The sequence below is a fragment of the Winogradskyella sp. 4-2091 genome, from assembly GCF_045765065.1.
Taxonomy (GTDB): Bacteria; Bacteroidota; Bacteroidia; order Flavobacteriales; family Flavobacteriaceae; genus Winogradskyella.
The window spans coordinates 417,967-431,686 of record NZ_JBJKOD010000001.1 but is presented as its reverse complement, the minus strand read 5'-3'; the positions used below and the strand labels follow the sequence as shown (position 1 = coordinate 431,686).

Genomic DNA, 13,720 nt, shown 5'->3' with positions numbered 1-13,720 from the left:
TAAATTATTCCTTTTTTTAATATGATGCGCAATAACATTCATCTTAAAAAAAATAATCTATCCTACAAAAAAGCACTTACAGAATTGCAAGTGCTTTTATACTCCTAAGTTTCTAAATGAATTAGTTTACTGCAGGTAAATGACTGTAGTTTTTACTATAGTTTAGCATTTGCTCTGCAAAAGCATTTGGCTGTGTAATTTTAATTGCTGTGATGTCGCCAGCATCATTTGTTTCTGGTACCAACACTGGGTTTACAAAACCACTATAAGGAGGCGACGGAAATTGTTTATTTCGTTCTAAAACCTCAGCGTGTATTGCTTGATCTACTTTTACACCATATCCTTCTACTAAAGCTTCAACGGCTGCAAAATCGCCTTCAGACTTAATGCGTTGTGTTTCTTTTAATAATTCACCAAAAAGTGCGTGTAGTTTTTCGTAATCATTAATATTGAAATACGTTTTTCCGTCTCTGGTAACCTTTTCAATAACGTTATCTGCTTTTCCTTTTTCAAAAACCCAAGCAGAAACCCATTGTCTGTTTCTCATATGCGCTTCTTCTACATCATCACCAAGATTTAAACGAATTAACTGCGTCATTAAACCGTTTCTGATGTAACCATCGTAAGCCGCTTTCCCAACTTTTTTCCAGTCTTCAACTAATCCTAATTCTTGTAATTTAGAATCGTATAAGTAATATAAACCAACTAAATCAGCTCTTCCCTCTTCTAGAGTAGATGCATAATTTTTAAGTGTTTCTTTTGTTTCACCAACACCAGGATTTAATTGTCCTGAGGCATGACCAATAACTTCATGCAACGCTGTGTGTAATTTATCTGCTAATTGTCCGTATGCTTCTTCAAGTTGAAGTTCTTCTTCGTCATTTACAAATTCTTTTAAACGACCAGAACCACCAGCATTATTGTATGCATGGATGATGTTTCCTAAGGATACAGATTTACTTCCAACGGCAGCTCTAATCCAGTTTGCATTTGGTAAATTAACTCCAATTGGCGTACTTGGCGATGCATCACCAGCTTCACCAGCTACGTTAACTACTTTGTAGGTTACACCAACAACATCTTTCTTTTTGTGTTCTGCCATTAGAGGCGAATTGTCTTCAAACCATTGTGCATTATCAGATAACACAGCCATTTTTTTAGACATATCAAAATCGTTAATTTGTACAATAGTTTCATAAGAGCCTCTGTAACCCAATGGGTCATTGTACACTTCAATAAAACTATTAATATAATCTACATTGCCTTCTGTTGCTGCTGTCCATGCGACATTGTAATCATCCCAAGTTTGTAAATCGCCTGTTTTGTAATAGTCAATTAATAAGCCTAAAGCATTGCCTTGAGCTTCATTTTCTGCAACACCTTTTGCTTTCTCTAACCATTTTACAACTTCATCAATTGCAGAACCGTAAAGTCCACCAGATTTATAAACGCGCTCTTTTAAAACACCATTCTCTTTTACCAATTGCGAGTTTAAGCCATAAGATAATGGCTTCTTTGGATCTGGCGATTTTTTAGTTTTGTAGAAATCTTCAACATCCTTGTTTGTAACATTTGGTCCGTAAAAATTAACGGCAGATTCTAATACATTATCAACACCTTTGGCTTGATTTACTTTTTTAGAATCCTTATCATTAAACAATACCTCAAACGCTTCGCCTTCTAACGTTGCACTCGTTGCTGACAATAACTTATTTAAATAATCTTTTGAAAATTCTGGCACTATCTTAGCATTTGAGTAATGATGATGAATACCATTGCTAAACCAAACACGTTTTAAATAGGTTTCAAAATTTGTCCAGTCTGACGTGGATTTATCGCCTTTATATTCTGTATAAGCCGTTTCTAAAGCTTTTCTGATAGCAAGATTATGTCTGTAGTTTTGATCCCACATAATGTCTCTACCTGCCAAACCTGCTTCCGTTAAATAATACACTAACTTTTGCTCTTTAAGGGTTAAATTATCCCAACCTGGAATTTGATAACGTAGAACCTTAATGTCTGCAAATTCTTCAACATTAAAACTGAATTCTTGTTCCACAGTCGCTTCTGCTTCAGCAATTTCAGTTTGAACTTGATCCTTACAACCCACTATTAATAAGGCAAAAAGACCAATTTTTAAAAATGATTTTATATTCATGTTATATTTTTTAGTTGAAACCAAAGATAAGGTTTATATCACATATCATAAAATCACTATCTTTGAGAAACGCAAAATAATCTTAGTAAATGAAAGCTGTTAAATATATACTTTTCTTATTGCTGATCCTCGTTATAGGATTGTCAATTTATATTGCTGTACAACCTAATTCTTTTGAAGTTACACGCAGCAAAATCATTAAAGCACCACCTTCTGTTGTGTACGATAATGTGATTGACTTTAAAAACTGGGAACCATGGAATTCTTGGAAAGAAGAAAACCCAGAACTTATAATGACACTTGACGAAAATACCAAAGGTGTTGGTGGATCGTACACATGGGAAGACGAAGATGGCATCGGTGTTATGAAAACAATAAAAGCAACACCAAACACTTCTATAACACAAGAAATGCAATTTGGAGAGTTTCCTAAATCTGATGTTTCTTGGGATTTTAACCCAACCAAAGATGGTGCTACTGAAGTAACGTGGACTATATCTGGTAAGGATTTACCTTTTGTGTTCAAGATGTTTTCTACGTTTATGGGAGGCATGGAAAAACAAATTGGACCTCATTATGAACGAGGATTAACACTTTTAGATAGTGTTATTCAAAAAGAGATGAAAGTTTATAGCATAAAAACTGAAGGTGTTACACAACATAGTGGTGGTTATTATTTATACAACACCATGTCTTGTAAATTTAGTGATTTTGAAAAAAACATGACTGCAATGCTTCCAAAAGTTGGTGCTTATGCTATGACTCATAATGTAACTATGGCTGGACCTCCTTTTATTTTATATCATAAATGGGATGAAGCAAACGATGCTGTTATTTTTTCTTGTTGCATACCAACAAATTCTAAAGTCGTAACCACTGAAGACGATATTTTAACAGGACAACTAGACTCTTTTAGAGCTGTAAAAACAGTATTAACCGGAAACTATAGCAACCTACGAGAAGCATGGGAAACCACTATGAAATATATTTCGGCTAATGATTTAGTTATGGTTGAAGGTGGCGCAATGCTCGAAACCTATTTAAATGATCCTATGAGTGAGTTAAATCCTGCGAAATGGGTAACTGAGATTTATGTAGAAGTTGAGGATAAGATTGAAGACTGAAGACTGAAGACTGAAAGCAAACAACAATAAAGTAAAAGGATAAATTTGAAACAAATAGTACTCGTTTTTCTTGGTGGAGGGTTTGGAAGTTCCTTACGATATATTATAGGAAAATGGCTTAATAATTCTGAAACTGGTATTCCTTACGGAACGTTTGCAGCCAATATTATAGGAAGTTTACTCATTGGAATAATCTTAGGACTTGCCGCAAAAAACGACACGTTATCACAGAGTCAAACATTACTTCTAGCTACTGGCTTTTGTGGTGGATTTACAACATTTTCAACCTTTGCTTATGAGAATCATATATTTTTGAAATCTGGCGACTTTATGAGTTTCGCTATTTATACTATTGCTAGTTTTATAATTGGATTTTTAGCCGTGTTTTTAGGCATGTATTTGGCTAAGTAGATGTTGGAAATTAATTTTTCTCGCTAAATCGCAAAGCCGCAAAGAAAAAATTTCAAATTAGAACTTTGAAGCTCTGAAACGGAGTAATTCTGAAACTTTGAAACTAAAAAGATTCTACTCTTTCACAAACATCTTCACACCTGCTTCAATTTTTGTATCAATATAATTTTCCCTAGGCACAATTGGACAAGAAAATTTATCATTATAAACACAGTAAGGGTTGTAAGCAGTATTAAAGTCAATGATCATGGTATCGCCATCAGGAATATTTAAATCGATATAGCGTCCACCACCATAGGTAGAGTTTCCATTGGTATTATCTAAAAACGGTAAAAACAGGTAATTCTCAAAACCTTCTTCACGCATTAATTCTTTTCCTTGATAAACATTGAGTTGAAAAGATTTTCCATTAATATTAAAGGTTAACACGCCAAAAACGCGCTCTAAAGACAATCTATCTGTTGTGGTTTTCATTTCAAACCATTCTGTATCTGGTGTTCTTTTTAAAGCAGCTGTTACCACAAAAGTAGAATCAAAATCAAAGAAGTCTAAACCACTAAAAGTTTTTCTGTCCTTTGACTTTAAAGGCGATTTTGAAGCATCCTTAAAGTCTGCATTCATTTTTTTCTGCCAAGCTGTACCTTCCTTAATTGGCTGCTTACTCTGAGTGCAACTCATTGATAATGTTACAAAAAGGAGTATTAAAATAGTCTTCATTTCTAAAATTTTGAAATTCAAAAATACGATTTACAAAAATTTATTGTAGCTTTGAACTCAGTAAATAAAGAAAAATAATGTTTCAAGTCATTAGATATACAAAGCAAACCAAATCGAATTCTTCGAGAATCCTTCGGATGCATTATCTATTGTAGCTATACACATATACTAATTAACAATATTTAAAAGTCCGACGTTATCGTCGGACTTTTTATTTTTATACCAACCAATAACATGAAAACATTATATAACAACTACATCAATAATTTTAAAGGGCTTTCTAAAGAAATCTGGTGGCTCGCACTCATCACGCTAATAAATAGAGCTGGTACAATGGTTATTCCATTTCTATCTAAGTATCTAAAAGAAAATTTAGAATTTTCAATTCCAGATGCTGGGACTATTTTAATGTGCTTTGGTATAGGTTCATTTATAGGCTCTTGGTTAGGTGGAAAATTAACCGATATGATAGGTTTTTATAAAGTTATGTTTTACAGTTTACTTTTAACTGGATTTGGTTTTATTGCCTTACAATACATAACATCGTTCTTAGGCTTGTGTATTTGTATACTGATTCTTATGAGTATTGCGGACACCTTTAGACCAGCTTTATTTGTATCGCTTAAAACATATAGTAAACCCGAAAACCAAACAAGATCGCTTACCCTATTGCGGTTGGCTATTAATTTAGGCATGGCATTTGGTCCAATAATTGCCGGATTTATCATTGGTTTAGATGGTTACAATCTTTTATTTTGGATAGATGGAATCACTTGTATTTTGGCAATAATACTGTTTAGATTTATTATAAAAGAAACGAAACGAAAATTTACGCAGGAAGAAAAATTAATACATAAACAAAATAGAAATGCGGTTTATAAAGATAAGTCATTCCTCATCTTTTTTGGGATTAGTTTTTTAATTGCATTATCATTTTTTCAATTAATAACTTCAATTCCAATTTATCATTTTGATGCTTATGGCTTAACCGAATTACAAACAGGATTTATTATGTTTATCAATGGTGCAATAATTGTAACGCTAGAAATGCCACTAATTGCGTATTTAGAGTCTAAAAATATGTCACATACTAAACTCATATTAATAAGTGCAGTTTTATTTGCCATTAGTTACTTTGTACTCTTATTTGATGCTTGGGTTGGCATTTTAGTCATAAATATAATATTATTAACTTTTGCTGAAATGATAGGGTTTCCCTACACTAATGCTTTTGCTTTGAGTAGAGCAAAAAAGGGTAATGAAGGGAGTTATATGGCTTTATATACTATGTCTTTTGCCTTAGCCTCAATAGTTGGACCAAAAATAGGCATGGATATCATATATAATCTTGGCTACCAAATTAATTGGATAATAACAGGTTTGTATAGTGTTATAGCTGTACTACTTTCTATTTGGCTGCAAAAACGAATAAAAAATAATCTTTAATGAATTTAAATCAAATAACAATTTCATCAACAGACACTAGAAGGTCTGTCAGATTTTATAAAAAACTGGGATTAAATCTAATTGTAGACGCCTTACCAAGATACGCGCGTTTTGAATGTCCTGAAGGCGATACAACATTTTCCCTTCATCAGACGGAAGATTTAATTATTAATAAAGGGATAACACTCTACTTTGAAGTTGAAAATCTTTCTAAAACGGTTTCTGAACTCAAAGAAAAAGGTATTACTTTTAATTCTGAAATTGCTGATCAATCTTGGTTGTGGACTGATATACATTTAAATGATCCTGATGGACATGAGATAATTATCTATCATGCTGGAAGCAACAGAAAAAATCCACCTTGGCGAATCAATTAAAATTGAAAAATGAATACTGAACTTAAAGACGTTATAATTATAGGTGCTGGACCCATTGGAATTGCGTGCGCACTAGAATGTAAAAAACGTGGTTGGAAATACACTGTAATTGAAAAAGGAGCTTTAACCAATTCCTTATTTAATTACCCTTTAAATATGACATTTTTTTCCACCTCAGATAAATTAGAAATTGATGATATTCCGTTTATTAGCAATAACCCGAAGCCTACCAGAAGTGAAGCTTTAGAATATTACAGACGTGTTACAACCTCAAATCAATTACATATAAACTTATTTGAGGCAGTGCAATCTTTTGAAAAAACAGCTGATGGATTTACGGTAATTTCAGATAAAAACAGTTATAACACCAAAAAAGTAATTATTGCGACTGGGTTTTATGACATTCCTAATTTGCTAAATATACCTGGTGAGAATTTACCAAAAGTGTTACATTATTATAAAGAAGCGCATCCTTATACTTTACAAAATGTTGCTATAGTAGGTGCTAGTAATTCATCTGTAGATGCCGCTTTAGAAATTTATAGAAAAGGTGGCCATGTAACAATGATTATTAGAAATGATGCTGTTGGCGAACGTGTAAAATATTGGGTAAGACCAGATATTATTAATAGAATTGAAGAAGGAAGTATAAAAGCCTATTTTAATTCTGATATTACGGAAATTAAAGCCAATGAAATAAGTGTAAATACGCCGAATGGCAAAATAACACTTCCTAATGATTTTGTAATTGCCTTAACAGGCTACAGACCAAATTTTCAATTCTTAGCCAAAGCCGGAATTGAATTATCTAGAGACGGAAAACAAATTCCTATTTATAATGAGAACACCATGGAATCTAATGTTGAAGGTATGTATTTAGCAGGTGTAATTTGTGGTGGACTAGAAACACATAAATGGTTTATTGAAAACTCAAGAATTCATGCTAAAATAATAGCCGCTCATATTGAACAAAGTATTGGCTAACTATTTTAGTGGTTTTATTTCGCTGTGCTTTACCACATGAGACAATACAATTTGTGTCTTTGTTTCGCCGAAGCTAATTAATTGATCTATGAAGCTTTCTAAATGCTTTTGATTTTTTAAAACAACTTCCATTACAATATTTTCATTACCTGTAATTCGGTAGCAATTAACCACTTCGTCATAGGTTTTAACTTTTTCTAAAAAAGGTTTTAGCATACCCATAAATGCTCTTAATGTAATAAGTGCTTTTAGCTGATAACCGACTTCAAAGGGCGAAATAAAGGTTGTATAACCTTGTATAATTTCCGCATCTTCCATCTTTTTTATACGTTCGGAAACTGCAGGAGATGTTATACCAACTTGTCTTCCAATCTCGGCATTAGACACTCTTGCATTCTGTTGAAGACACTTTAAAATCTTCCAATTCAAATTATCCATAATTTATTAAAGTTAAAATGCAGTAATTAAAATATTATTAAAGCAAATATACGTATTTGCTTTAAAATCTAAAGTTAACTTCAATTTTTAGTGCTTAATTTCGTCAGTATTGCTATTGAAAATATGAATTATAACCTACCATCTAATTTTTCCGAACTGCCTGTATATCAAAAGGCAATGGATATTATTGTGCTCTCTCGAAGCATATCAACCTATTTAAATCAAGATTTATCTTATTTAAATACAGATGGGTCTGAGGATGAACACATCTATTTCACAGGAGATATAATTCAACAATCTACGAATCTTGCGCCTAGAATTATAAGTGCAGAACGAGAACGTTGCACAGATAAAAAAAACAAGCATTTAGAGAGTTTAGATATCTTAACGACACGTTTGTATAGTAACTGTAGAAGACTTGAAAAATCTAATAGTAATGGTAGAGAATACTTACCAATTCTTCGTGGTGAATTAAGGAAATTTAGAAAATTGAAGCATCATTGGATGATGACGCTATAATATTTATTTCTGCTTTACCAATTGGGCATTACTCATAAATGAATTCTGATAATTCTTTATTTTAGAATTTAACTCATCTGCAATAATAACAAACTGACATTTAGTAAGACTTTCAGATAATCTTAATATATGATTGTAACCGTTATTTCGAGCTAAAAAATCGGCGTCCTCAATAGCAAATAGTTGAACTTCACCTAAATGAATTCCATTTAAAAAATACAGTTTACTTAATCGAGAAGGTGTTGCAATAACAATATCTTGTCCGTAGTAGACTTCTGTTTTCTGTTTTTCAATATCATACTCATCATAAAGCGCATAAACTCTTAAATCTGTTGGATATGTAAATTTCTCAAATTCTTCTTTTAAGTTTAATGCATCTTGCTTATCGTTTACCACAATAATTGCTCTTGGCGAATCTTCAAAAGCAGCCGCTTTTAATTTATGAATCGTTGCTATAATCAATGCTGTCGTTTTCCCCTTGCCTTTAGGCGCAATAACATATACATCTGAGCCACCTTTTAAAACAGGTAATACTTTTTTCTGAAATGAATTGGAAGTTTCAAAACCTGCGTTTTCTAAAGATTCTTTTAATAAAGGGTGTAGTTTTTTGAAAGACATGGTGTTGATTATAAAATAGCTCGATTAATAATTTAAGCATGAAGCTCCAAAGATACTATTAATGACAAACTTTACAGTCTGCTTTGTCTTGTATTTCTCCAACCAAATGTCCTTGGTCATTCATTTTAAAGCCACAACAATCCATAAATCCTTGCGCTATCTGTTTTCTAGCACGCTGTATTTGTGACTTTACCGTTGGTAACGATAGTTTTAATTGGTTAGCAACCTCTTGTTGTTTTAAGCCTTTAATATCAGACAAAAACAAAGGGTCTCTATATTTTTTAGGCAAACTTTTTATAATACCTCTTAAGCAATCTTGCTCAGAATGTTCTTTGGGTTCTGGGTCTGCTTCTAACTCTAATTCTTCAACGGGAAACGCATGTTTACTTGTTCTAAAATAATCTAAGATTGTATAACGTGCAATGGAGAATAGCCATGGTTTAAGCTTAGTCTCATCTTTTAATGTGTGAAGTTTGGTATGCACTTTAATAAAAGTGTCTTGCAGAATATCTTCTGTAATTGATGTATTCTTTACTTTACTTAAAATAAAGTATTTTACATCTTCTGCATAAATTCCCCAAACCTCTTTTGTAGTCATATTCTAATTTAATTAAAATTAGTTCGGATGCAAAATATCGTATCCGAACTAACAGTAATTTAACAGTTACAATTGGTACATGTACAGTTATCACATGTGCAATTGTTGCAATTTCCTTTTGAGCAACCATCGCAGTTGCAGTTACATTCTATATTTTTCATGATATATGATTTTATTGTTCATATAATAGACGAGAGTGTTTCAGAAAAGATGCAAAACAATAGCATTATTTTTTTCAATGTGAATTATGCCACAACAATAGTGGCTTCATGCGAAATAGGAAAATTACAAGAATTAGCTATAAAACAAAGTGCATTTGCTTTAGCATGAAGACGTAATGCTAAATCTTTTTGGTCAGAATCTTTGATAGTCACCACTGGTTTTAATCGCACACATTTAAAACTTCCACTACCATTTGCTACCACTTCTAAATTACCTTCCGCACCATCTGTGTAACTTAAAACTTCAATATTATGTTGTGCACACACATATAAATAAGACATCATATGGCATGAAACTAAAGCCGACAATAATAAATCTTCTGGATTGTATAACGCGTCATCGCCTCTAAAGGGTTCTGCTGCAGACACTTGTAATGCCGACGTTTTATTGGCAATTAGAACCTCATGATTTCGGCTAAAGGTTCTTGGATTACTCGTACTTCCGCCTTCATTAATAGTCCAATTGACTTGTGCTTTAAAAGTGTGTTTTATAGACATAACTTTTTATTGAAAGTAAAAAAAGCGTTTCTAAAAATGAAACGCTTTTTTTTATAATTATATTTAAAGTTCTTCAAAAGATACTTCGATTGCGCTCAGCATAAGCGATTCACACACTTTTTGCGAAAAGGCAAAAAGTGGTTCTCTGCTTACATATTACGACGATACTGACCACCTACTTCAAACAACGCTGACGTTATTTCTCCTAAACTACAAACTTTACAAACATCCATTAAGGCTTCAAAAATATTTTCGTTATTAATGGCTTTGTTTTGTAAGTCTTTAAGCATCGATTTAGTATCATTTGCTTTATGTAAATTCTCTAAAGTTTTAATCTGAAATTGCTTTTCTTCTTCTGTTGCTCTAATGACTTCCGCAGGAATAACCGTTGGAGAACCTTTAGAACTTAAAAACGTATTTACGCCAATAATTGGGAACTTCCCGTTATGCTTCAACGTTTCATAATACAAACTCTCTTCTTGTATTTTACTACGTTGGTACATCGTTTCCATAGCTCCTAAAACACCACCGCGTTCTGTAATTCTGTCAAATTCTTGTAATACGGCTTCTTCAACTAAATCGGTTAATTCTTCAATAATAAAAGAACCTTGAATTGGGTTTTCGTTTTTATTTAATCCTAATTCTTTATTGATAATTAATTGAATTGCCATAGCACGTCTCACCGATTCTTCTGTTGGCGTTGTAATAGCTTCATCGTACGCATTAGTGTGTAATGAGTTACAATTATCGTAAATAGCATATAAAGCTTGAAGCGTTGTACGTATATCGTTAAAGTCAATTTCTTGAGCGTGTAAACTACGTCCAGACGTTTGAATATGATACTTCAACATTTGCGCTCTTGCATTTGCACCATATTTATGCTTCATGGCTTTTGCCCAAATTTTACGAGCTACACGACCAATTACGGCATATTCTGGATCGATTCCGTTTGAGAAAAAGAACGATAAGTTTGGTCCAAATTTATTGATGTCCATACCACGACTTAAATAATATTCCACGTAAGTGAAACCATTAGATAACGTCAAAGCTAATTGTGTAATTGGGTTCGCGCCTGCTTCTGCAATATGATATCCAGAAATTGAAACCGAATAGAAATTACGCACATTATTCTCGATAAAATATTCTTGTACATCTCCCATTAATCGCAACGCGAATTCGGTAGAAAAAATACAGGTGTTTTGTGCTTGGTCTTCTTTTAAAATATCTGCTTGAACAGTACCTCTTACTTGCGCAATCGTATTCTTTTTAATGTCTGCATAAATGTCTGCTGGTAATACTTGATCTCCCGTAACACCCAATAACATCAATCCTAAACCATTATTCCCTTCTGGTAAATCGCCATTATAAGAAGGACGTTCTTTATCTTTATAAAGCTTCGCTATTTTTGCTTCTACGTCGCCTTCAAGACCATTTTCTTTAATGTAAAATTCACATTGTTGATCTATGGCAGCATTCATAAAGAAACCTAACAACATTGGTGCTGGCCCATTAATGGTCATACTTACTGATGTCATAACGTTTGCTAAATCGAAACCAGAATATAATTTTTTAGCATCATCTAAACAACAAATACTTACTCCTGCATTACCAATTTTACCATAAATATCTGGACGTAAATCCGGATCATTTCCGTATAAAGTAACACTATCAAAAGCGGTAGATAAACGTTTTGCTGGTAAACCTGCACTCACATAGTGAAAACGTCTGTTAGTACGTTCTGGTCCACCTTCTCCTGCAAACATACGTGCTGGATCTTCTCCTGTTCGTTTAAAAGGATATAATCCTGAAGTATATGGGAATTCTCCTGGTACGTTTTCTTGCAACGTCCAACGTAATAAATCTCCCCAAGCTTGATACTTTGGTAAAGCCACTCTTGGAATTTGTAAGTGAGACAATGACTCAGAATGTGTTTCAATTTTAATCTCTTTATCTCTTACTTTAAAGCTATAGATTGGATTTTTATATTTATTTACTTTTTCGTCCCAACCGGTAATAACTTCCCAATTGTAAGGATCTAAGTTTAATTTTACACGGTCGAATTCAGCAATAAGGAGTTTTATAAAGGTCTTATTGTCATCCTGAACTTGTTTCAGGATCTCGTCTTGATCTAGTCCTTGCTTGCCAATAAGAGATATCTCGACTGTACTCGATGTGACATCCATTACGGAACAAATAGTTTTGTAAATTCCGTACAATTTCTGTGCAACTTCAACTTGAGTGTTTGCTGTTTTATCGTAAGCACGGTTATTTTCAGCAATTTCAGATAAATAACGTGTTCTACTTGGCGGAATCACAAAAATCTTTTCACTCATTTCATCCGAAATATGGAAAGTAGATTTTAAGTCAGAATCTGCTTTTTCAACCAACTTATCCATGATGGCTTTGTAAAGCGTATTCATTCCTGGATCGTTAAATTGTGATGCAATTGTACCGTAAACAGGCAATTCTTCTTGAGGTGTATCCCAAAGATTGTTATTACGCATGTATTGTTTTTTTACATCGCGTAAGGCATCTAAAGAACCACGTTTATCAAATTTATTAATGGCAACTAGATCTGCAAAATCTAGCATATCGATTTTTTCTAATTGTGTTGCAGCACCAAATTCTGGTGTCATAACATAAAGTGAAACATCAGAATGCTCAATAATTTCAGTATCAGACTGTCCAATTCCTGACGTTTCTAGGATAATTAAATCATATTCTGCAGCTTTTAAAACCTCAACCGCTTCATTAACATATTTAGATAATGCTAAGTTAGATTGACGTGTTGCCAAACTACGCATATAAACTCTTGGCGAATTGATAGCATTCATACGAATACGATCACCTAAAAGTGCACCACCAGTTTTACGTTTAGAAGGGTCTACAGATACTAAACCAATTGTTTTTTCCGGAAAATCTATTAAAAAACGACGAACTAATTCATCTACTAAACTAGATTTTCCTGCGCCTCCAGTTCCTGTAATTCCTAAAACTGGGGTTTTAGAATCTTTATTTTTAATATGAATTTTATCTAAAGTGTCTTTTGCAACTTCTGGAAAGTTTTCGGCAGAAGAAATCACTCTAGCAATTGCTTTTGGGTTTTTAGTTGGAAGTATTTCTAATTCGCCATTTAAAGTGTCTCCAATCGCAAAGTCCGACTGCTCCACCAAATCGTTAATCATGCCCTGTAAACCCATCGCACGACCATCATCTGGAGAGTAAATTCTAGCGATTCCGTAATCCATCAATTCTTTAATTTCAGAAGGTAGAATCACACCTCCTCCACCTCCAAAAATTTTAATATGTTCTGCACCTCTTTCCTTTAAAAGATCGTACATATATTTAAAATACTCGTTATGACCACCTTGATAAGAGGTTAAACAAATAGCATTAGCATCTTCTTGAATAGCTGTATTTACAACCTCATCTACACTTCTATCATGCCCTAAATGGATGACTTCAACACCTGTAGACTGAATAATACGACGCATTATATTTATAGATGCATCGTGTCCATCAAATAAAGAAGCAGCAGTAACTATTCTTACTTTATATTTTGGCTTATATGGTATAGCTTGTATCATTCTTAAAAAATAATCTGTTTTAGG

At 33.1% G+C, this 13,720-nt stretch carries 13 protein-coding genes; 6 read left to right on the top strand and 7 right to left on the bottom strand.

Annotation, left to right across the window (positions count from 1 at the left end; genetic code table 11):
• Window positions 1-121 precede the first annotated feature (121 nt).
• Window positions 122-2,158, bottom strand: coding sequence for a dipeptidyl-peptidase 3 family protein (locus ACJBCC_RS01890; RefSeq protein ID WP_407556238.1), 2,037 nt, complete (start codon window positions 2,156-2,158; stop codon window positions 122-124).
• An 89-nt stretch (window positions 2,159-2,247) separates the two neighbouring features.
• On the opposite strand from ACJBCC_RS01890, the gene ACJBCC_RS01885 reads away from it, so the two are divergent.
• Both ACJBCC_RS01885 and crcB read left to right on the top strand, forming a co-directional pair.
• A complete protein-coding gene (locus ACJBCC_RS01885) occupies window positions 2,248-3,282 on the top strand; it encodes an SRPBCC family protein (RefSeq protein ID WP_299099445.1) in 1,035 nt (344 codons plus the stop codon).
• A gap of 45 nt (window positions 3,283-3,327) precedes the next feature.
• Window positions 3,328-3,693, top strand: a complete 366-nt coding sequence (gene crcB / locus ACJBCC_RS01880; RefSeq protein ID WP_299099443.1) for a fluoride efflux transporter CrcB — start codon at window positions 3,328-3,330, stop codon at window positions 3,691-3,693.
• Window positions 3,694-3,807: 114 nt separating this feature from the next.
• On the opposite strand, the gene ACJBCC_RS01875 is transcribed toward crcB, so the two are convergent.
• Window positions 3,808-4,410: a DUF1684 domain-containing protein gene (locus ACJBCC_RS01875; RefSeq protein WP_299099441.1), complete on the bottom strand. Its 603-nt coding sequence runs from the start codon at window positions 4,408-4,410 to the stop codon at window positions 3,808-3,810.
• A 234-nt stretch (window positions 4,411-4,644) separates the two neighbouring features.
• Between ACJBCC_RS01875 and ACJBCC_RS01870 the strand changes: the two genes are divergently transcribed.
• The 3 genes from ACJBCC_RS01870 to ACJBCC_RS01860 are packed head-to-tail and all read left to right on the top strand — an operon-like array spanning window position 4,645 to window position 7,217.
• Entirely contained in the window at window positions 4,645-5,856 is a 1,212-nt protein-coding gene (locus tag ACJBCC_RS01870; protein WP_299099439.1) for an MFS transporter, read from the top strand.
• Entirely contained in the window at window positions 5,856-6,233 is a 378-nt protein-coding gene (locus ACJBCC_RS01865; protein WP_299099438.1) for a VOC family protein, read from the top strand. Before ACJBCC_RS01870 ends, ACJBCC_RS01865 begins: the two co-directional genes overlap by 1 nt.
• A gap of 9 nt (window positions 6,234-6,242) precedes the next feature.
• Window positions 6,243-7,217: a YpdA family putative bacillithiol disulfide reductase gene (locus tag ACJBCC_RS01860; RefSeq protein WP_407556237.1), complete on the top strand. Its 975-nt coding sequence runs from the start codon at window positions 6,243-6,245 to the stop codon at window positions 7,215-7,217.
• On the opposite strand, the gene ACJBCC_RS01855 is transcribed toward ACJBCC_RS01860, so the two are convergent.
• Window positions 7,218-7,655 (bottom strand): Lrp/AsnC family transcriptional regulator, encoded by a 438-nt coding sequence (locus ACJBCC_RS01855; RefSeq protein ID WP_407556236.1) that lies wholly within the window; start codon window positions 7,653-7,655, stop codon window positions 7,218-7,220.
• A gap of 123 nt (window positions 7,656-7,778) precedes the next feature.
• On the opposite strand from ACJBCC_RS01855, the gene ACJBCC_RS01850 reads away from it, so the two are divergent.
• Window positions 7,779-8,174, top strand: a complete 396-nt coding sequence (locus ACJBCC_RS01850) for a hypothetical protein (protein WP_407556235.1) — start codon at window positions 7,779-7,781, stop codon at window positions 8,172-8,174.
• A gap of 3 nt (window positions 8,175-8,177) precedes the next feature.
• Here ACJBCC_RS01850 and ACJBCC_RS01845 read toward each other — a convergent pair whose 3' ends face one another.
• The 4 genes from ACJBCC_RS01845 to ACJBCC_RS01830 form a co-directional block, all read right to left on the bottom strand.
• A complete protein-coding gene (locus tag ACJBCC_RS01845) occupies window positions 8,178-8,792 on the bottom strand; it encodes a DEAD/DEAH box helicase (protein ID WP_407556234.1) in 615 nt (204 codons plus the stop codon).
• A 58-nt stretch (window positions 8,793-8,850) separates the two neighbouring features.
• A complete protein-coding gene (locus ACJBCC_RS01840) occupies window positions 8,851-9,390 on the bottom strand; it encodes a sigma-70 family RNA polymerase sigma factor (RefSeq protein WP_407556233.1) in 540 nt (179 codons plus the stop codon).
• Between the two features lie 245 nt (window positions 9,391-9,635).
• Window positions 9,636-10,109 carry an OsmC family protein gene (locus ACJBCC_RS01835; protein WP_407556232.1) on the bottom strand — a complete coding sequence of 158 codons (474 nt, stop codon included), beginning with the start codon at window positions 10,107-10,109 and terminating at the stop codon, window positions 9,636-9,638.
• 149 nt (window positions 10,110-10,258) lie between these two features.
• Window positions 10,259-13,696 carry a methylmalonyl-CoA mutase family protein gene (locus ACJBCC_RS01830; RefSeq protein WP_407556231.1) on the bottom strand — a complete coding sequence of 1,146 codons (3,438 nt, stop codon included), beginning with the start codon at window positions 13,694-13,696 and terminating at the stop codon, window positions 10,259-10,261.
• Window positions 13,697-13,720 lie beyond the last annotated feature (24 nt).